This window comes from Sulfurovum indicum, from assembly GCF_014931715.1.
In the GTDB taxonomy this organism is placed as follows: domain Bacteria; phylum Campylobacterota; class Campylobacteria; order Campylobacterales; family Sulfurovaceae; genus Sulfurovum; species Sulfurovum indicum.
On record NZ_CP063164.1, the window covers coordinates 735,977 to 755,609 of the forward strand.

The window sequence follows — 19,633 nt, forward strand, 5'->3', positions numbered from 1 at the left end:
ACCAGGCTCCCTGCCAGGTCTGTGAATAAGCGGGAGTCAGAGCTTTGATCTCCAAAATGATATTATTTGTGAAAATGAAGGAAAATAATGAGTAAAATATTTGTAGATGCCTGTTTGGGCAAAGAGACCCCCTATACACCGGTATGGATGATGAGACAGGCAGGACGCTATCTGCCCGAGTATATGGCAGTAAGAGCAGATGCAGGTGATTTCCTCTCTCTCTGTCACGATCCAGAGAAAGCAGCAGAGGTGACCATACAGCCGCTCGATATTGTCGGAGTGGATGCTGCGATCCTCTTCAGCGACATCCTTGTCATTCCCGATGAGATGGGAATGGATCTGAGCTTTGTCAAAGGTGAAGGACCGAAGTTCTCCGATCCTATTGCCACACAGGAAGATCTGGACAGGCTCATCGGCGGAGAAGAAGCGGCAGATAGGCTGACCTATGTCTATGACACTATCAAACTGCTTAGAAAGCAGCTTGATGAAAGAGGTGATGAAAAAGCCCTTATCGGATTTACCGGCGCACCGTGGACTCTGGCGACCTATATGATCGAAGGCCAGGGGACAAAGACCTACAACATCTGTAAAAAGATGATGTACTCCAACCCGGAACTCCTGCACAACATCCTTGAAAAAGTGACCGAAGTGGTCAAGTACTATATGGAGAAGCAGATCCTCTCCGGTGTCGATGTCGTACAGATCTTCGACAGCTGGGCAGCAGCGATCGAACCGGGCAAATACGATGAGTTCAGCTGGAAGTACATGGTGGAGATTGCAGAGTATCTCAAAGAGAAGTACCCGCATATCCCGGTCATCATGTTCCCCAAAGGCATTGCAGCGTTCATCGAACGCGGCGGAATCTACGGTAACTTCGATGTGCTCGGCATCGACTGGGGGACACCGATGGCAATGGCAAAAGAGAAGCTCGGAGAGAAGTATGTTCTCCAGGGCAACATGGAGCCATGCCGCCTCTATTCCAAAGAAGCTACCACGGAGTGCGTAGAAGCCATTCAGAATATCATGGGAGGCAAAAGACACATCTTCAACCTCGGACACGGCATACTCCCCGATGTACCGGTAGAGAATGCGATACATTTCGTTAAGGAATGCCAGAGAGTAAGTGCAAAGAGCTAAGCTCTTGCACAGTGATAGAGACGCTACGCTTAGTGATAGTGATAGTGATAGTGATAGAGACGCTACGCTTAGTGATAGTTTTTAGTGATAGAAGGAAGTGATAGTGGTGGTGGGGTTATAGATGGACTATAAAGAGTTGGTTGTTTGGCAGCGATCTATTGAACTTGTGACTGATATTTATCAACTGGTAAAATGTTTGCCAAAAGAAGAGCTTTTTGCGCTATCTGATCAAATCAAAAGGTGTGCTGTTTCTATTCCCTCTAATATTGCAGAAGGAAGTGGAAGGAATACAACTAAAGAATTTATTCAGTTTCTTTATATATCATTAGGCTCAGCTTCAGAACTTGAGACACAATTGATCATTGGTAAAAACGTTGGCTTTTTTAATGATTTAGATGTGTATTTCAAAGAGATCAATGAAATAAGAAGAATGTTAAACGGACTTATCAATTCATTAAAAAATAAAGAAAACCGATGAATACCTCTATCAATAATTATCACCACAACTATCACTATCACCATCACTCCCACCATCCACTATCACTATCACTATCACTCTTCCGGATAAAAGAACTCAATGAGATTCTACGAATGTTAAATACATTAAAGAGAAGTTATGCCAAATAATTCTGAACGCCTAACGCTTAACGCTGAACCCTCACCTCCGGTGATCTTCGGACCAATCTCCTCCCGCCGTTTCGGCAAATCACTCGGGATCGACCTGAGTCCTTCCAAAAAGCAGTGCAACTTTGACTGTCTCTACTGTGAGCTTGATGCGGCAAAGACGATGGCAGGGCAGGATGAAGTCCTGCCTGTTTCGCAGATCGTTAATGCCGTCAAAGAGGGCTTGAGGGAGCATCAGGATATCGACGTACTGACCATCACAGCAAACGGTGAGCCGACACTCTATCCGCATCTGAATGAACTTATTGACGAGATCAACAAGATCAAGGGTACTACCAAAACCCTCATTCTCTCCAATGCTTCGACCATCGATGACCCTGACGTGCAGGAAGCGCTTTTGAAGCTTGACGAGGTGAAGCTCTCGCTTGACTGTGCAACACAGAAGTGTCTGAAAAAACTTGACCGTTCCCACAGCGGTATCGATGTGGAGAAGATCAAAGCGGGGATGCTGCTGTTCAAAGAGCGTTACAAAGGGCCTCTTGTTATCGAGATCCTGATGGTCAAGGGGCTTAACGATTCCAAAGAGGAGACAGCGCAGCTTAATGACTATCTGCTCAAACTCCAGCCTGCACGCATCGACATCGGTACCATTGACCGTCCGCCTGCTTTTGATGTCAAGCCGCTAAGCTATGGGGAGCTTCTTGCCGTCAGCCGTCAGTTCGATGCCTCGCTTCCAGTCTACATCGCTTCACGCAAAAAGGCAGAGGCGGCCCCTTCAGACTATGGCAGCGATGAGATACTCCAGACCCTCTCCAAGCGTCCATTGACGCAGGAAGATGTAGAAGTTCTGCTGGATGATGCAAGCCGAGAAAGGTTTGAAACATTGAAAAATGAAGGGAAAATCATACCGGTTGATTCAAATGGCGTGATTTTTTACAAAAAAGCCTGAAAAATCCTTGACTTTAAAGGACTTTTTCTCTATAATCTCACTCCACAAAACTTGTGCATTTGACTGATCCGGCATAGCTCAGCGGTAGAGTAGATGACTGTTAATCATTTGGTCCCAGGTTCGAATCCTGGTGCCGGAGCCACAAATTCAGGTTTTGTTCTTTTTTAACCATTCCGGCATAGCTCAGCGGTAGAGTAGATGACTGTTAATCATTTGGTCCCAGGTTCGAATCCTGGTGCCGGAGCCACTTCCAAAAAAAACACTAAAAACTATCACTAAGCGAAACGTCTCTATCACTAAAAACTATCACTAAAAACTATCACTATCACTATCACTATCACTAAAAACCCCCACTATCACTATCACTGCACCACACACATCCTGAACGCTGAACGCTTAACCCTGCGCAAAGCGCCTCTATCACTATCACTATCACTATCACTAAGCGAAGCGTCTCTATCACTATCACTGCGCCACACACATCCTGAACGCTGAACGCTTAACGCTGAACTCTGCGCAAAGCGCCTCTATCACTATCACTAAGCGAAGCGTCTCTATCACTATCACTATCAACTATCACTATCACTATCACTAACCCCCCCTCTATCACTAAACACTAAAATGCTATAATATTAACCAGAGAGATAATTTCTAAAAAGGGGGGGATTGCGTATTGAAAGTTCTGGTAACGGGCGGAGCAGGGTACATCGGGTCACACACCTGTGTGGAACTGCTTGAGGAGGGGTATGAGGTTGTGGTCTTTGACAACTTCTGCAACGCTTCTCCCGAGAGCATAAGAAGGGTAGAGGAGATCACGGGAAAAGAGCTTGTCACGGTAGAGGGCGACATCCGCAGCCGTGATGATCTGGCGCGCGTATTTGCAGAGCATACGATCGATACGGTCATTCATTTCGCAGGACTCAAGGCGGTAGGGGAGTCGGTAGAAGATCCGCTTCGCTACTATGAGAACAATGTCTGCGGTACTGTCGTTCTGTGCGAGGCCATGGCAGAGCATGGCTGCAAGTCCATTGTCTTCAGCTCTTCGGCCACGGTCTACGGCGACCCGCAGACGACGCCTATCAGAGAAGACTTTCCCCTTTCGGCGACCAACCCTTACGGCCGAAGCAAACTCTTTGTAGAAGAGATCCTCAGAGACCTCTATATTTCTGATCCTGAATGGAAGATCGTACTGCTTCGCTACTTCAACCCGGTAGGCGCACATACCTCCGGCCGCATCGGTGAAGACCCCAACGGCATCCCCAACAATCTTATGCCCTTCATCTCCCAGACGGCGGTAGGCAAACGGGAGAAACTGAGTGTCTTCGGAGATGACTACGATACCCATGACGGTACAGGGGTCAGAGACTACATCCATGTGGTCGATCTTGCCGCAGGACATGTGAAAGCACTGGAGAAGCTCCCGCAGACCGATGGTGTGCTCACCGTCAATCTCGGTACCGGGCAGGGGTACTCCGTACTCGACATGGTCAAAGCGTTTGAAAAGGTTTCCGGCAGAAAGATCCCCTATGTCATTGCCCCGAGAAGAAGCGGTGACATCGCCAAATGTTATGCCGATCCGACTTATGCAAAAGAGGTCCTAGGGTGGGAGGCCAAAAAGGGCATCGAAGAGATGTGCCGGGACAGCTGGCGGTGGCAGAGCCAAAATCCGGACGGCTATTGCAGTGACAGATTGAAGTGACAGCAGAATGCTCTTTTTTTGAGCACTATATAATGTTGTACAGTTGATCGGTATGGTATAATACAATATTAGCCAAGATCGCAATTGGTTTTATTTATCCTGGGGGGGGAAAGAGTTTATGTATATAGAGTTTGTATTGATCTTTCTCCTCTCCCTTGTACTGATAAGAGTGGTCAGACACTATGCGCCAAAGGTAGGGCTGATCGATGTTCCAAACGGCAGGAGCAGCCATGTCAGCCATACTCCCTGTGGTGCGGGTATAGGGTTTTACCTGGCGGTTGCCGTTGTACTGCCGCTCTTTCATTTTGAGAGTCTGGCCGCGCATACTTGGAGTCTGCTGGCTGTTTTTCTTGTTTTTCTCATCGGTATACTCGATGACCACCGCGACGCCTCTCCCCGCACCAAGTTCATTGTCCTTATTGTCAGTACGCTTTTTCTCTCTTTTGACGGTCTGGTGATTGATGATATCGGTACTTTTTTCGGTCAGCCTGTTGCTTTTGGCTGGTTTTCCCTCTCTTTCACACTGTTCGCCGTTGCGGGTTTCACCAATGCGCTTAACCTTATAGACGGTCTGGACGGTCTGGCAGCGACAGTGAGCATCGTGATACTGGGAACATTCTTTATCGTGGGGTATCAGCACGATGACACCTTCATGATGATCCTTTCAATGGCATTCATCGCTGCACTTTTGGCATTTCTGGTTTTCAACTGGCATCCTGCCTCCATTTTCATGGGAGACAGCGGTTCTCTGACCCTGGGATTTGTCATCTCTCTGCTGGCGATCAGGTCGCTGGAGTATCTGCCCACGGTCAGCGTCCTCTTCATCGCGGCACTGCCCATTCTCGATACGCTCATCGTTATGATCCGCCGCAAGCTCAGCGGACGTCCGGTCTTCTCTGCGGACAGATGTCATATGCACCATATACTGAGACACTTTTTTGCCGAAGATACACGAAGAACAGTACTCTTCCTGGGCATACTCCAGGCCATCTACTCCATCACAGGACTGCAGCTTGACAAAGAGATGGACGAAGGCTATCTCCTGATCCTCTTCATTCTTAATCTCGTACTGCTTTACCTTTCACTCGGAGCCATGATCAGACGCCAGAAGAGGAAGTGCTGAAGTGGGTAAATGGGAAGATGAGTGAATGTGTGGATGTGTGGATGTATGAATAAGGAGGAGATATTGAATGGTGACGCATAAAGATCTTGATGTTTGGAAACTTTCTATTGCCCTTGTGAAAGATATATATATGTTAACTGAGATGTTCCCACCGCAGGAACAGTATGGTTTGACAAATCAGTTAAGACGGGCTTCCGTTTCAGTTCCAAGTAATATAGCAGAGGGGTCAGCACGAAACAGTTTAAAAGAGTTTATCCAGTTCTGTTATATCTCTTTGGGTTCTCTTTCAGAAATCGAAACACAAACGATTATTGCCTGTGAATTAGATTTTGTAAACAGAGAACATTCCGATAAAATACTAAAACAAATTGAAATAATAAGAAAAAAACTTTTGAACTTTATCAAACATCTCAAAATAAAAGGTACAAACAATGCCAGATAACCCATTGACACATTCTTCCATCCACTCATCTACCGATCACAAGATCGCTATCATCGGCCTTGGCTATGTCGGTCTGCCGTTGGCGCATGCATTCAGTGAAAAGTATGAGGTTGTTGGTTTTGATATTAACGGGGAACGGATTGAAGAACTGAACAGAGGGTATGATCGTACGCTGGAGCTTGATGACACTCAGATGAAAGAAGCATTGGAAAATGGTATGAAGTTCACTACCGATCTGGATGAGATAGCAGACTGCAACATCTACATCGTGACGGTTCCCACTCCTATAGACAGTTCCAATCGTCCCGACCTTACACCGCTTATCAAAGCTTCCGAAAGTGTAGGAAAGGTGCTAAAAAAAGACGATATCGTCATCTATGAATCGACGGTCTATCCAGGCGTAACAGAAGAGGTTTGTGTTCCTGTACTCGAAAAGGTCTCCGGCCTCAAATATATCAGTACCGAAACACTATCCACTATCCACTATCCACTATCTACTGAACTCAAAGGGTTCTACTGTGGATACAGTCCTGAACGTATCAACCCGGGTGACAAGGAGCATACGGTTACAAAGATCCTCAAAGTCACTGCTGGTTCTACGCCTGAGATCGCCAAGGTAGTGGATGATCTTTATGCAAGCATTATTACGGCAGGAACCCATCTTGCTTCCTCCATCAAGGTGGCAGAGGCGTCAAAGGTCATTGAAAACACCCAGAGAGATGTCAACATCGCCCTGATCAACGAACTGGCACTCATTTTCGATACGATGGGCATCGATACCATGGAGGTCATAGAGGCGGCAGCGACCAAATGGAATTTCATCAAACTCACTCCCGGTCTGGTAGGCGGTCACTGCATCGGTGTGGATCCTTACTACCTGACACACAAAGCACAGGAGCTTGGCTACAAGCCAAACCTTATTTTGGGGGCGAGACAGATCAACAACGGCATGAGCAAATATATTGCTGAGCGTACCATCAAAGAGATGATAAGTCATGACAAGAAGATCAAAAATGCCAATGTACTGGTCATGGGTCTCACCTTTAAAGAGGATTGTCCGGATATCAGAAACTCCAAAGTTTTTGACATTATCGATGAGTTGCACGACTATGGCTGCCGCATCGATGCTTACGATCCGTGGATCGAAGAGAAAGAGGTAGATCAGAAGAATTTCACGTTCATCACAGATCCGTTTAAAAGAGATAAAAAGTATGATGCAGTCATTGTCGCTGTAGGACATAAAGTGTTTAAAGAGCTCGATAGAAGCCAGTATGAGACTGTCAGTACAGGTGAACCGGTGCTCATAGACATCAAGGGGATCATTAAAGATCCTACGTGGAGATTGTAGCAGATGACCAATATCATTCTATGCGGAGGAAACGGTACACGTTTGTGGCCGCTCAGTCGTACGCTGATGCCGAAGCAGTTTGTTAAACTTTTTGAGGAAGAGTCTCTTTTCCAAAAGACTGTTATTCGTAACGAGAAAGTCTGCGACAGTCAATTCATCGTATCCAATGCTGAGCAGTATTTTTTAGCAGTAGACCAACTTGAAGAGCTTACTCATAACTCAACATCCAATACTCGGCATTCAACACAATATCTTTTGGAGCCCGTCGGGCGCAATACAGCTCCTGCCATCGCATTGGCCTGTTTGGCACTTGATCCTGAAGAGACACTCCTTGTCACTCCGTCAGATCATCTCATCAAAGATGAAAAAGCCTATCTTGAAGCTGTAGAAAAAGCAAAGTATCTTGCAGAAAAGGACAACCTTGTAACATTCGGTATTACTCCGCAATATCCGGAAACAGGGTTTGGGTATATTGAGGCGATTGCTTCAGTGATAGTTGAGAGTGATAGTGATAGTGGGATGGATGTTATTCATTTTCATGAAAAACCGGATCAACAAACGGCACAGCAATATATTAATAAGAACCAAGAGGATCAATCACTATCACAATCCACTATCACTAAATTCTTCTGGAACAGCGGAATGTTCTGCTTCAAAGCAGGTATCTTTTTGGAAGAGCTGGAAAAATACGCCCCGGAGATCTATACAGCATCATTAAAAGCATTCCAAAATGCTAAACAAGAGGCCGTAATACGTATTCATCATGAAGAGATGATGAATATTCCATCCGAGTCGATCGATTATGCTGTCATGGAAAAAAGCGACAGGGTAAAGGTCGTTCCCGCAGACATTGACTGGAGCGATCTTGGAAGCTTCGATGCACTTTACGAAGAATTGCCGAAAGATGAAAATAGTAATTCGTCATTAGTGCTTAGTGATTCGAAAAAAGAACATAAGGCTAATGACCAATTACCAATTACCAATCATGCAACAGGTAATTTGATCATTTCGGAGAAACAAGTTGCCGTTGTCGATGTAGATGACCTTATCATCATCGACACTGCAGATGCCTTGCTCATCTCAAAAAAAGGATCTTCCCAAAAGGTCAAGGAGGTTGTTAAAACGCTTAAAGAGAGAAACTCTGAACTGCCAAACATTCATGTGACTGCACACAGACCATGGGGTACCTATACCATACTCGATGAATCAAATGGCTACAAGGTCAAACGTATCGTTGTTAAACCCGGGAAACGTCTCTCTTTGCAAAAACACTATCACCGTTCAGAACACTGGGTTGTTGTAAGTGGTACGGCCATAGTAACCCAGGGAACGGAAACGTATGCCGTCAGGGCCAACGAATCCACCTATATTCCCATCGGAGAGATACACCGCCTTGAGAATGTCGGGAAGATTCCGCTGGTAATGATAGAGGCACAGGTAGGTGAGTATGTGGGGGAAGATGACATCGTTCGGATGGAGGATGACTTTAAGAGAGCATAGTGTTAAGGGGTATGAGCTAAGGGCTGCGTGTTACGACAAAGGAATGAAAGATGAAATGTGAGAAATTGGATGTTTGGAAGAAGAGTGCTAGATTTTCTTCTGATGTCTATAAAGCTTTTAAGGAGTGTAAATATTTTGGCTTTAAAGACCAGATCACGCGTACCGGGCTTTCTATTCCAAATAATATTGCTAAAGGCATGAAGAAAGAGTCTCCAAAGGAACAGGTCAGGCTTCTCGATATAGCAAAAGGTTCAGCAGCAGAATTTGCAACACAAACGTATATCGATAGATCAGAAGGCAGAAAATGGATAGAAGAGTCAGAAACTATGCTCTCAATGCTATCTAGCCTTCAAAAAGTACGAAGAGAAAAAATCGTCACACGTAGTTCTTTGCACGTAACACGTAATTAATACAAATACAGGAAAACAGTCAATGAATAAAGAAACTCAAAATTCAACATCCAAAACCCATCCTAGCGAAGCGACAATCCCGCAGGAACGAGGACAAAACCCAAATGAACCAAAGGTGGCATTGATCACCGGAATTACTGGCCAGGACGGATCCTATCTGTCAGAGTTTCTACTTAAAAAAGGATACATTGTCCACGGTATCAAAAGAAGGGCATCACTCTTTAATACCGACCGTATCGACCATCTCTATGAAGATCCTCATGTTGAGAACCGCCATCTTATTTTGCACTATGGAGATATGACCGACTCCATGAACCTGACGCGTATCATACAGGAGGTGCAGCCTGATGAGATCTACAACCTTGCCGCCATGAGCCATGTTGCCGTTTCATTTGAGACACCGGAGTATGTCGCCAATGCCGACGGTACGGGAACCCTTCGTATTCTCGAAGCGGTCAGACTGTTGGGGCTTGAAGAAAAGACACGTATCTACCAGGCTTCTACTTCCGAGCTTTACGGAAAGGTGCAGGAGGTACCACAAAGTGAGACTACACCCTTCTATCCGCGTTCCCCTTATGCTGTAGCCAAGATGTATGCCTACTGGATCACTGTGAATTACCGTGAAGCCTACAACATGTTCGCCTGTAACGGTATTTTATTCAATCATGAGTCTCCGGTACGGGGTGAGACCTTCGTGACCAGAAAGATCACCAGGGCAGCTTCAAAGATCGCTTTGGGACTCCAGGACAAACTCTATCTGGGCAACCTCGACGCCAAACGTGACTGGGGCCATGCCAAGGACTATGTGAAGATGATGTGGCTGATCCTCCAGGCAGATGAGCCCGAAGACTGGGTCATCGCAACAGGTGTGACGACAACGGTACGTGATTTTGTCAAAATGGCATTTTCCTACTGCGGTATAGAATTGGAATTCAAAGGTGAAGGTGTTGATGAAGTCGGTATTGTTAAATCGGTTAACCAAGAGAGAGCCAAATCACTATTACTATCACCATCCACTATCACTAATCTTCTTGGAAAAGAGGTTGTTGCCGTCGATCCGCGCTACTTCCGTCCTACTGAGGTAGACCTGCTTATCGGTGATCCAAGTAAAGCAGAGAAAAAACTTGGCTGGAAACGCGAATACAAACTAGAAGAGCTTGTCAATGACATGATGCAGTCAGACCTAAAACTCATGACAAAAGACCAGTATCTTCAAGATGGTGGATATACGATAATGAATTACTTTGAATAAGCGCGAAGCGCAGTGTTCAGCATGTAGCTCGTAGATAGAATATAGTGTGTAAATGAGTAGGAGTAAAAGTGTATGCAGTGTGAGAACCTTGATGTCTGGAAACGGAGTTGTCGATTGAGTGTAGAAGTCTATAAAAACTTTGCGGAATTAAAAGATTATGGTTTCAAAGATCAAATTACAAGAAGCTCCCTTTCGATTGCCAGCAATATTGCTGAAGGACTGGAAAAAGATTCGGCTAAAGAGAAAGTACGTTTTATAGAGATTGCGCGAGGCTCGACTGCTGAACTAATCACCCAGGTTTATATTGGTATCGAAATAGGCTATATTGAAAAGAGTATGGGCTTGAAATGGGTGAAAGAGCTTAATGATATTTCCAAAATGTTGAATGGTCTTAAAAAATCATATAAAGAGAGTAATTAAAATGAAAAAAGATTCTAAAATCTTTGTAGCAGGTGGTAGTGGCCTGGTTGGAAGTGCAATTTTGAAAAATCTCAGTGAAAAAGGATATACTAACCTGATTACCAATTACCATACCCGTCCCCTACATGCTACACGCTACACGCCACATGCCGAAAAACTCGACTTGCTTGATGCTCAAGCAGTCAAAGAGTTTTTTGAAAGAGAAAAACCAGAATTTGTTTTCTTAGCTGCAGCAAAGGTCGGCGGTATTGTTGCCAACAATACCTATCGTGCGGATTTCATCTATGAGAATCTGCAGATACAGAACAACATCATTCATCAGAGTTACTTAAATGGTGTAAAGAAGCTGATGTTCCTGGGCTCAACCTGTATCTACCCCAAAAATGCCCCGCAGCCTATGCCGGAAGACTGTCTGTTGACCGATACGCTTGAATACACTAATGAACCCTATGCCATTGCAAAAATAGCGGGCATCAAGATGTGCGAAAGCTATAATCTGCAGTATGGGACGAACTTCATCTCTGTCATGCCTACAAACCTCTACGGTCCCAATGATAATTTTGATTTAGAAAAGTCTCATGTTTTACCCGCTTTGATCCGCAAAATACATCTAGGCAAAGCCCTGGAAGAAAACAACTGGGATACAATCAGAAAAGATTTAAATAAGTTACCTATAGAAGGTACTGATGGATCAGCTTCGAATGAAGAGATCATTAAAATACTTGAAAAGTATGGCATAAAGAAACAATTCAACACTCAACATTGCCCAACGGAAATGCCTTTAGGTGCAACATTCAACATTAGTATAGAAATCTGGGGTTCGGGTTCCCCGAAACGCGAATTTCTATACTCGACCGATATGGCCGACGCCTGCGTCTTCCTCATGGAGAAGATTAACTTCGACGATATTTTAAAAAATCAATTCAACACCCAACACCAAACACTACCGTCAACAGATGGAAAATCCTGCGAAGCAGTAACAAAACCACTATCACTATCCACTATCACTGAAGTGCGTAACACGCACATCAACATCGGAACTGGAATAGATGTGAGTATCAAAGAATTAGCCTACATGATAAAAGATTTTATTTGTTTTAAGGGTGAACTCTACTTTAATATCGACAAACCGGATGGGACGATGAAGAAGCTTACGGATGTTTCCAAGCTTCATTCTTTAGGTTGGCATCACAAAGTGGAGCTTCAAGAAGGGATTGAGAAGATATATCAGTGGTATAAGGAAAGTAATTAAATGCAAAAAATATTAATCGTCTTTGGGACTCGTCCAGAAGCCATAAAAATGGCACCACTCGTTAAAGAATTCCAGAAACATACGAATATTTTTGATATAAAAGTATGTGTAACTGCCCAGCATAGAGAGATGCTTGATCAGGTCTTAGCGTTGTTTAATATCATACCTGATTATGATCTTGATATTATGAAGCCTGGACAGGATCTTTACGATGTGACCTCCAGTGTTCTTCTGGGTATGAAAGATGTTCTGAGTGACTTCCAACCTAATGTTATTTTTGTGCATGGTGATACATCAACGACTTTTGCAGCATCCTTGGCAGCTTTTTATCAGCAGATCAAAGTAGCACATATTGAAGCAGGGCTTAGAACAGGAGATATCTACTCTCCATGGCCTGAAGAAGCGAATCGTCAGCTTACTACACAGATCACAGCCTACCATTTTGCTCCTACAGAAATAAGTAAAGCAAACCTTCTCAAAGAGAATGTCAAAGAAAATACTATTGAGATTACGGGCAATACTGTTATTGATGCTCTCTTTTTGGCACTAGAGAAGATTAGAACTAATATTGAACTGGAAAAAGAGATCATCTCTTCCATCAACAAGCTTTTACCTTCAAACTATCAATTACCAATTACGAATTTCGATTCACCTCAAAACCATAAAATGATTTTAGTCACCGGACATAGAAGAGAGAACCACGGTCAAGGCTTTATCAATATCTGCAAGGCACTCAAAACTATTGCAGAAAACAACCCTGATATACATATCGTCTACCCTGTTCACCTAAACCCCAATGTTCAAAATCCGGTAAAAGAACTGCTTAGTAACATAGAAAATGTTCATCTCATTGAGCCCTTGCAATATGAGCAGTTTATCTATATGATGAATAGATCATACTTAATTATTACTGACAGTGGTGGTGTACAGGAAGAAGCACCAAGTCTTGGTAAACCGGTCCTTGTCATGCGTGATACTACAGAACGTCCAGAAGCACTGGAGGCAGGTACGGTTAAACTGGTGGGTACAGATATCCAATTGATTATAAATGAAGCACAAGAATTAATAGAGAGCCAACAGGCATACGAAAAAATGTCAAAAGCACATAATCCATATGGAGATGGAGATGCATGTTATAAAATAGTACAATTTATCAAAGGAAGAGAATGAAACAAAGCAAAATGGTTTGTGTAATTGGTCTTGGTTATATCGGTCTCCCTACGGCTGCACTTTTAGCAAATCGTGGTTATAATGTTCATGGTGTGGATATTGTACAAAGTACAGTAGATACTATCAACCGGGGAGAAATTCATATTGTTGAGCCTGAGTTAGATACTTTTGTCCAGGCAGCAGTAAAAAGTGGTAAGCTAAAAGCAGATCTGAAACCGACTGAGGCGGATGTTTTTATTATTGCTGTGCCTACACCTTTTCATGAAGGTTATGTTCCCAACATTGACTATGTAGTTTCTGCTACAGAAGCTATAGCACCTTATGTCAAAGAGGAAAATATTATTATCTTGGAGTCGACTTCTCCAGTAGGTACAACCGATAAAGTTGAAGAAGTTTTAAAAAAAGAGGGTGTTGATACATCTAAACTGTATGTTGCACACTGTCCTGAACGAGTATTACCAGGGTATATTATGCGTGAACTAGTAGAAAATGATCGTATAGTAGGTGGTATAACGATAGAAGCGACCAAAGCAGCCGCAGCATTTTACAAAACATTTGTTTGTGGAGAGGTTTTAGAGACTGATGCGAAAACTGCGGAGATGGCAAAGTTAACGGAGAATTCTTTTCGCGATACCAACATTGCTTTTGCTAATGAGCTCTCTATTCTTTGTGATAAGTTTAATATCGATGTATGGGAACTTATTGCTCTCGCAAATCGACACCCAAGAGTGAATATTTTACAACCGGGAGCAGGTGTTGGTGGTCATTGTATTGCGGTTGACCCTTGGTTTATCGTTCATGCTGGAGGTAAAGATGCGAAGATGATCCGCACAGCTAGAGAAGTTAACACGTATAAAACGGAGTGGGTAATAGAGAAGATTAAAAATGCAGCACTTAAGTTTGAAAACCAGAATGGACGAAAAGCAAAGGTTGCCTGTATGGGACTTGCATTTAAACCGGACATTGATGACCTTAGAGAGTCTCCAGCACTTTATATTACAAGAAGACTTATTGCTGATGGTCTTAATGTACTTGCGGTTGAACCTAATATAAAAAGCTATAAAGAGTTTGAAATAATTGAATATAATGAAGCTATAGAAAAAGCTGATATTGTGACTTTTTTGGTTGCTCATAAACAGTTTAAAGCATTAGATATAGAAACTGATTTAGACTTTTGTGGAATTCAAAATAAAAAGGGAAAAAATGTTTAATAATAAAAATATACTTATCACAGGTGGGACAGGCAGTTTTGGTAAAAAATATACAGATGTACTATTGGCAAACTATAAACCAAATAAAATCATTATCTTTTCTAGAGATGAATTGAAACAGTTTGAAATGCAACAAACATACAATGATTCATGTATGCGATACTTTATTGGTGATGTTAGAGATGGAGAGCGACTTAAAGAGGCGATGAATGGTGTTGATTATGTGATTCATGCTGCTGCTATGAAACAAGTTCCTGCTGCAGAATATAATCCAATGGAATGTATTAAAACAAATATACATGGTGCAGAAAATGTTATTAAGGCTGCAATTACCAATGAAGTTGATAAGGTTATTGCTCTTTCTACAGACAAAGCAGCAAATCCTATTAATCTTTATGGCTCAACCAAACTAGCATCAGACAAGCTCTTTGTAGCAGCCAATAACATGGTTGGTAAAAAGAAAACAAGATTTGCTGCTGTACGTTATGGTAATGTTATAGGAAGCCGTGGTTCAGTGATTCCTTTCTTCTCAAAACTTATTAAAGAGGGGGCTACAGAGTTGCCCATTACCCATGCAGATATGACACGTTTCATGATTACTCTTGAAGAGGGGGTCAACTTCGTTCTTAAGAACTTTGAACGAATGCAGGGGGGAGAAATTTTCGTACCGAAGATCCCATCCATGAATATGACAGAGCTTGCCAAAGCGATGGCACCTGATTTACCTCAGAAGATAATAGGTATTCGCCCTGGTGAAAAATTGCATGAGATCATGTGTCCTGCTGATGACAGTCACTTGACATTGGAGTTTGATGATCATTATGTGATTCAACCAACTATTACATTTGCATTTAAAACATCTTATCTAGAAAATAGATTAGGTGAACAAGGCAAACCGGTAGAACAAGGATTTGAATACAACTCTGGTAACAACACAGAATGGCTTAGCCACGATAAATTCCTTGAAATGGCACAAGAGTATCTCTAATGAATTTCATACCTTACGGCAAGCAATGGATCGAGCAGGATGATATTGATGCAGTAGTTGAAACACTGCATTCTAACTATTTGACAACAGGTCCGAAGGTCAAAGCATTTGAATGTGCTTTAGCAGAATATTGCGGAGCTAAATATTGTGTAGCAGTTTCAAACGGTACGGCAGCACTGCATCTTGCCTCAATAGTTCTTTTGAACGAAGGTGATAAGGTGTTGACGACACCTAATTCTTTTCTCGCCACATCCAATGCTATTCTTTATTCAGGTGCCAAACCTATTTTTGTCGATATCGCAGAAGATGGCAATATTGATCTTGATTTGTGCGAAAAAGCACTTAAAGAAGATCCTTTAATCAAAGCTATTTATCCTGTGGCATTTAGCGGAAAAATGATTGACCAAAAAAAGTTGAAACACCTTAGAGAGACATTCAAGGTTAAAGTCCTTGAAGACTGTGCGCATGCCATCGGTGCAAAAGATGGTGATATTAAAGCAGCATCCTGTACCAATAGTGATGTATCTATTCTTTCATTTCACCCCGTTAAACATATGACAACGGGTGAAGGCGGTGCCATCACTACAAATTCGCTAGAGATCTATGAAAAACTACTCATGCTTCGTACACATGGTATGGTCAAAACTCCGGAAATGAAACCATGGGAGTATGAGATGCGTGACTTAGGGGTTAATTATCGTATCACAGATATACAGTGTGCACTCGGCCTCTCTCAACTCAAAAAATTGGACCGTTTTATAGCAAGACGTATAGAGATCGCTAAGACCTACGATAAAGCCTTTCAAAACACCAACATCAAACCACTCTACACCTATGATGGAAAGTCATCTTACCACCTCTACGTTGTTCAGGTAGACTTCTCTAAACAGAATATCGATAAAGTAGCACTCTTTAATAAACTTAGAGAAAAAAACATCGGTATACAACTTCACTATATCCCTATCAACAAACAGCCTTATTATAGAGGGCTAGGTTATGGTGGTGAGTCTACCCCTATGATGGATAAATATTATGAAGAGTGCTTTTCATTACCGATGTATCCAAAGATGAGTGATGGAGAACAATCTTATGTGATTGACACTTTGTTTGAGGTATTAAATGAAAAAAATTGATTTTAAAGGGCAGAAGTTGTCAAAACTAAGTTTTGGTACTGTTCAGTTGGGTCTTGATTATGGTATATCAAATATTGTGGGAAAGCCAACACAGGATATGGCAGATGACATCATTGCTTATCTTGTAAATGAGGGTATAAACTGTTTTGATACGGCAGTTGCATATGGTAATAGCGAAGAGGTCTTGGGGCATGCGATAGCAGAGAAAAGTACAGTCAATCTAGTTTCAAAAGTAAAATCAGATTTATTCACTGATAATATAGTAGAAATAGTTAGTGGGTCATTAAAACGACTAAAAACAGACAAGTTATTTGGCCTTCTTTTACATGATGGCGACCTGTTATATAGTTGGGATAAAAAGAAAGATGCAACAGTAACCTTACTGCAAGAACAAGAATTAATCCGTTATTTTGGAGTTTCAATTTATACATCTGATGAATTTGATAAAGCAATTGAAAACTCAACTGTTGATATTATACAACTACCTTTTAACCTATTTGATCAGAGAGCTATTAGGGATAACTGGTTTAAAAGAGCAAAAGAAGCAAATAAATTAATATTTATCCGTTCGGTTTTTCTTCAAGGATTGTTTTTTATGGATATTGATCAATTGACGGGAAACCTCGCTGAAGCAGGCCCTTACTTGAAAGAAATGCATACTATACGTTCAAACCTCAATCTTTCTGTTTCTGAATTTGCATTGGCGTATGTTGATAGCATTGCTACAGATGCAATCATCTTGTTTGGATGTGATACGTTAGAGCAGGCTAAAGAAAATATAAGAAGCTATAACAACCTTCTAACTATAGATCAGGCGACATTAAATATGATTTATGATTCATTTTCAGATATTTCTGGGTTTATAACAAATCCCGGCCAGTGGAGATTGTAATGGAAAGAAAAATTGTAGCTTTTTTACAAGCCAGAACAGATTCTACACGCCTACCCAAAAAAGTCTTGAAAACACTTCTGGATAAACCAATGATCATTCAAGAGCTAATACGTGTAAAGAGATCAAGTATGATCGATAAATTAGTCCTGTTGACAAGTGAAGAGACTAGTGATGATGAGTTGGCAAGCATTGTGTCTGAATATGGTTTTTCTGTTTTTAGAGGTTCAAAAGATAATGTTTTGGAACGATTTTATAAATGCACAGAAGCGTTGAAGTTAAATACAAATGATATTGTTGTTCGACTTACCGGTGACTGCCCTGTACATGATGCAGTTATTATTGATGAGTTAATAAATGCATTTTTAGAATCTGAATTTGATTATATGGCTAATTGTGTCAATCCTATTTATCCTGATGGTTTTGATGTAGAAGTATTTACATTTGAAGCCCTAAAAAAAGCTTATTTTGGTGCAAAAAAACTTTCAGAGAAAGAACATGTTACGCCTTATATAAGAGACAGTGGATTGTTTAAAACAGCAGACTTACAACTAGAATCTATTCATCCAGAATGGAGACTTACTGTAGATGAACCTACCGATTTTACTGTCATTGAAAAAATATACAATTATTTTGGATCTAATGACTTTAATTTTACTGATGTAGTTGCATATATTGAAAATAATCCAAGTATTACAGAGATTAATAGTACAATTAATCGTAATGAGGGTTATTTAAAGTCTTTAGAAAAAGATAAAATATAAAAGGATGTTTAATGGGTAAATCACAAGAACTATATAACAAAGCGAAGAAGTTGATACCTGGTGGGACACAACTACTATCAAAACGACCAGAGATGTTCTTACCAGATTTGTGGCCAGCATATTATAGTAAAGCAAAAGGCTGTCAAATATGGGATTTAGATAACAACCAATATACTGATATGAGCTATATGGGTATAGGTAGTTGTATACTTGGTTATGCAGAGGAAACAGTAAATACTGCTGTTAAAAATGCAATTGATAGTGGAAACATGACAACACTGAATGCTCCTGAAGAAGTAGAGTTGGCTGAGCTGCTATGTGACCTGCATCCATGGGCTGATGAAGTCAGATATGCAAGAAGCGGTGGTGAGTCTATGGCTATTGCTGTTAGAATTGCCAGGGCTAAGACACAAAAAGATGTAGTTCTTTTTTGTGGCTATCATGGCTGGCATGATTGGTATCTTGCTGCTAATCTTGCTGATGATGAAGCATTGGATGGACATCTGATTCCCGGACTTTCCCCCCGTGGTGTTCCTCGCGGACTTAAAGGTACATCTTTCCCTTTTAAATATAATGACGTTGATAGTTTTTTAGCTTTATATGAAGAGCATAAAGACAATATAGCAGCAGTAGTAATGGAGCCGTTACGCAATGTTTATCCTGACAAAGATTTTATTGATGTTATCCACAAAAAGACAAAAGATAATGATGTTGTTCTTATTGTAGATGAGATAACTGCTGGTTGGCGCTTGAATGTAGGTGGTGCACATCTTATCTTGGGAATTCAGCCAGACATCGCAGTATTTGGAAAGGCAATCAGCAATGGTTTTCCTATGGGGGTAATTCTTGGGAAAAAAGAGGTTATGGATGCTGCTCAAGATACATTTATCAGCAGTACTTATTGGACTGACCGTATAGGCTTTGTATCATCACTGGCTACTATTCGTGCATTACAAAAAAATAATGTTGTTGAACACCTTGGGAAGATGGGAAAAAAAGTTCAAGAAGGTTGGATCGAAGCTGCGAGGATACATGGTTTGGATATTTATGTAGATGGCATCTATCCTTTAGGACATTTTGGTTTTAACCATGAAAAAGCGATTCTATTAAAGACTCTCTTTACAAAGTTGATGTTGGAAAAGGGCTTTTTGGCAACGACTGCTTTTTATGCATCTTATGCACAGAAAGAAGATGATGTACAAAGATATTTGAAGGCTGTAAATGAAGTTTTTAGTACATTGGCGGGGTATATTAATGCAAATGATATTGAAACACATTTAGAAACACCTGTTTGCCATAGTGGATTTTCAAGGTTGACATAG

19 protein-coding genes and 2 tRNA genes are annotated in these 19,633 nt (G+C 41.7%); all 21 read left to right on the forward strand.

Annotated features, from left to right (window positions below; all coding sequences use genetic code 11):
- Positions 1-87: 87 nt before the first annotated feature.
- The 21 genes from hemE (at position 88) to IMZ28_RS03840 (ending at position 19,633) form a co-directional block, all read left to right on the forward strand.
- Positions 88-1,137 (forward strand): uroporphyrinogen decarboxylase, encoded by a 1,050-nt coding sequence (gene hemE / locus IMZ28_RS03740; protein WP_197549412.1) that lies wholly within the window; start codon positions 88-90, stop codon positions 1,135-1,137.
- Positions 1,138-1,258: 121 nt separating this feature from the next.
- On the forward strand, positions 1,259-1,615 hold the full coding sequence (locus tag IMZ28_RS03745; protein WP_197549413.1) for a four helix bundle protein: 357 nt from the start codon (positions 1,259-1,261) through the stop codon (positions 1,613-1,615).
- 138 nt (positions 1,616-1,753) lie between these two features.
- Positions 1,754-2,710, forward strand: a complete 957-nt coding sequence (locus tag IMZ28_RS03750) for a radical SAM protein (protein WP_197549414.1) — start codon at positions 1,754-1,756, stop codon at positions 2,708-2,710.
- Between the two features lie 67 nt (positions 2,711-2,777).
- Positions 2,778-2,852: transfer RNA gene (locus IMZ28_RS03755), tRNA-Asn, on the forward strand.
- Between the two features lie 30 nt (positions 2,853-2,882).
- Positions 2,883-2,957, forward strand: a tRNA-Asn gene (locus IMZ28_RS03760).
- Between the two features lie 426 nt (positions 2,958-3,383).
- Positions 3,384-4,409, forward strand: coding sequence for a UDP-glucose 4-epimerase GalE (galE, locus tag IMZ28_RS03765; protein WP_197549415.1), 1,026 nt, complete (start codon positions 3,384-3,386; stop codon positions 4,407-4,409).
- Positions 4,410-4,527: 118 nt separating this feature from the next.
- Complete coding sequence (locus tag IMZ28_RS03770; RefSeq protein ID WP_197549416.1) at positions 4,528-5,532, forward strand: glycosyltransferase family 4 protein; 1,005 nt, start codon at positions 4,528-4,530, stop codon at positions 5,530-5,532.
- 67 nt (positions 5,533-5,599) lie between these two features.
- A complete protein-coding gene (locus tag IMZ28_RS03775; protein WP_197549417.1) occupies positions 5,600-5,974 on the forward strand; it encodes a four helix bundle protein in 375 nt (124 codons plus the stop codon).
- Entirely contained in the window at positions 5,964-7,322 is a 1,359-nt protein-coding gene (locus IMZ28_RS03780) for a nucleotide sugar dehydrogenase (protein WP_197549418.1), read from the forward strand. The genes IMZ28_RS03775 and IMZ28_RS03780 overlap by 11 nt, the downstream gene beginning before the upstream one ends.
- A 3-nt stretch (positions 7,323-7,325) precedes the next feature.
- The gene (locus tag IMZ28_RS03785; protein WP_197549419.1) at positions 7,326-8,822 is read left to right on the forward strand and encodes a mannose-1-phosphate guanylyltransferase/mannose-6-phosphate isomerase; all 1,497 of its coding nucleotides are present in this window, start codon (positions 7,326-7,328) and stop codon (positions 8,820-8,822) included.
- A 50-nt stretch (positions 8,823-8,872) separates the two neighbouring features.
- A complete protein-coding gene (locus tag IMZ28_RS03790; RefSeq protein WP_197549420.1) occupies positions 8,873-9,232 on the forward strand; it encodes a four helix bundle protein in 360 nt (119 codons plus the stop codon).
- 22 nt (positions 9,233-9,254) lie between these two features.
- A complete protein-coding gene (gene gmd, locus IMZ28_RS03795; protein WP_232087511.1) occupies positions 9,255-10,484 on the forward strand; it encodes a GDP-mannose 4,6-dehydratase in 1,230 nt (409 codons plus the stop codon).
- Between the two features lie 72 nt (positions 10,485-10,556).
- The gene (locus tag IMZ28_RS03800; RefSeq protein WP_197549421.1) at positions 10,557-10,904 is read left to right on the forward strand and encodes a four helix bundle protein; all 348 of its coding nucleotides are present in this window, start codon (positions 10,557-10,559) and stop codon (positions 10,902-10,904) included.
- Between the two features lies 1 nt (position 10,905).
- Positions 10,906-12,156 (forward strand): GDP-L-fucose synthase family protein, encoded by a 1,251-nt coding sequence (locus tag IMZ28_RS03805; protein WP_197549422.1) that lies wholly within the window; start codon positions 10,906-10,908, stop codon positions 12,154-12,156.
- A complete protein-coding gene (gene wecB / locus IMZ28_RS03810) occupies positions 12,157-13,326 on the forward strand; it encodes a non-hydrolyzing UDP-N-acetylglucosamine 2-epimerase (protein ID WP_197549423.1) in 1,170 nt (389 codons plus the stop codon).
- On the forward strand, positions 13,323-14,537 hold the full coding sequence (gene wecC / locus IMZ28_RS03815) for a UDP-N-acetyl-D-mannosamine dehydrogenase (protein ID WP_197549424.1): 1,215 nt from the start codon (positions 13,323-13,325) through the stop codon (positions 14,535-14,537). The genes wecB and wecC overlap by 4 nt, the downstream gene beginning before the upstream one ends.
- Positions 14,530-15,525 carry a UDP-N-acetylglucosamine 4,6-dehydratase (inverting) gene (gene pseB, locus IMZ28_RS03820; RefSeq protein WP_197549425.1) on the forward strand — a complete coding sequence of 332 codons (996 nt, stop codon included), beginning with the start codon at positions 14,530-14,532 and terminating at the stop codon, positions 15,523-15,525. The genes wecC and pseB overlap by 8 nt, the downstream gene beginning before the upstream one ends.
- Entirely contained in the window at positions 15,525-16,658 is a 1,134-nt protein-coding gene (pseC, locus tag IMZ28_RS03825) for a UDP-4-amino-4,6-dideoxy-N-acetyl-beta-L-altrosamine transaminase (RefSeq protein WP_197549426.1), read from the forward strand. Before pseB ends, pseC begins: the two co-directional genes overlap by 1 nt.
- Entirely contained in the window at positions 16,645-17,550 is a 906-nt protein-coding gene (locus IMZ28_RS03830; RefSeq protein WP_197549427.1) for an aldo/keto reductase, read from the forward strand. The genes pseC and IMZ28_RS03830 overlap by 14 nt, the downstream gene beginning before the upstream one ends.
- Positions 17,550-18,311, forward strand: a complete 762-nt coding sequence (locus tag IMZ28_RS03835; protein WP_197549428.1) for a cytidylyltransferase domain-containing protein — start codon at positions 17,550-17,552, stop codon at positions 18,309-18,311. The genes IMZ28_RS03830 and IMZ28_RS03835 overlap by 1 nt, the downstream gene beginning before the upstream one ends.
- An 11-nt stretch (positions 18,312-18,322) precedes the next feature.
- Positions 18,323-19,633, forward strand: a complete 1,311-nt coding sequence (locus IMZ28_RS03840) for an aminotransferase class III-fold pyridoxal phosphate-dependent enzyme (RefSeq protein WP_197549429.1) — start codon at positions 18,323-18,325, stop codon at positions 19,631-19,633.

Excerpts from the sequence above, each read along its gene's own strand:
- IMZ28_RS03835 (WP_197549428.1), top strand. The coding sequence starts at position 17,550 with ATGGAAAGAAAAATTGTAGCTTTTTTACAAGCCAGAACAGATTCTACA.
- pseB (WP_197549425.1), top strand. The coding sequence starts at position 14,530 with ATGTTTAATAATAAAAATATACTTATCACAGGTGGGACAGGCAGTTTT.
- hemE (WP_197549412.1), top strand. The coding sequence starts at position 88 with ATGAGTAAAATATTTGTAGATGCCTGTTTGGGCAAAGAGACCCCCTAT.
- IMZ28_RS03750 (WP_197549414.1), top strand. The coding sequence starts at position 1,754 with ATGCCAAATAATTCTGAACGCCTAACGCTTAACGCTGAACCCTCACCT.
- IMZ28_RS03785 (WP_197549419.1), top strand. The coding sequence starts at position 7,326 with ATGACCAATATCATTCTATGCGGAGGAAACGGTACACGTTTGTGGCCG.
- IMZ28_RS03805 (WP_197549422.1), top strand. The coding sequence starts at position 10,906 with ATGAAAAAAGATTCTAAAATCTTTGTAGCAGGTGGTAGTGGCCTGGTT.
- IMZ28_RS03790 (WP_197549420.1), top strand. The coding sequence starts at position 8,873 with ATGAAATGTGAGAAATTGGATGTTTGGAAGAAGAGTGCTAGATTTTCT.
- IMZ28_RS03800 (WP_197549421.1), top strand. The coding sequence starts at position 10,557 with ATGCAGTGTGAGAACCTTGATGTCTGGAAACGGAGTTGTCGATTGAGT.
- IMZ28_RS03780 (WP_197549418.1), top strand. The coding sequence starts at position 5,964 with ATGCCAGATAACCCATTGACACATTCTTCCATCCACTCATCTACCGAT.
- IMZ28_RS03770 (WP_197549416.1), top strand. The coding sequence starts at position 4,528 with ATGTATATAGAGTTTGTATTGATCTTTCTCCTCTCCCTTGTACTGATA.
- wecB (WP_197549423.1), top strand. The coding sequence starts at position 12,157 with ATGCAAAAAATATTAATCGTCTTTGGGACTCGTCCAGAAGCCATAAAA.
- pseC (WP_197549426.1), top strand. The coding sequence starts at position 15,525 with ATGAATTTCATACCTTACGGCAAGCAATGGATCGAGCAGGATGATATT.
- gmd (WP_232087511.1), top strand. The coding sequence starts at position 9,255 with ATGAATAAAGAAACTCAAAATTCAACATCCAAAACCCATCCTAGCGAA.
- IMZ28_RS03830 (WP_197549427.1), top strand. The coding sequence starts at position 16,645 with ATGAAAAAAATTGATTTTAAAGGGCAGAAGTTGTCAAAACTAAGTTTT.
- wecC (WP_197549424.1), top strand. The coding sequence starts at position 13,323 with ATGAAACAAAGCAAAATGGTTTGTGTAATTGGTCTTGGTTATATCGGT.
- IMZ28_RS03775 (WP_197549417.1), top strand. The coding sequence starts at position 5,600 with ATGGTGACGCATAAAGATCTTGATGTTTGGAAACTTTCTATTGCCCTT.
- IMZ28_RS03745 (WP_197549413.1), top strand. The coding sequence starts at position 1,259 with ATGGACTATAAAGAGTTGGTTGTTTGGCAGCGATCTATTGAACTTGTG.
- IMZ28_RS03840 (WP_197549429.1), top strand. The coding sequence starts at position 18,323 with ATGGGTAAATCACAAGAACTATATAACAAAGCGAAGAAGTTGATACCT.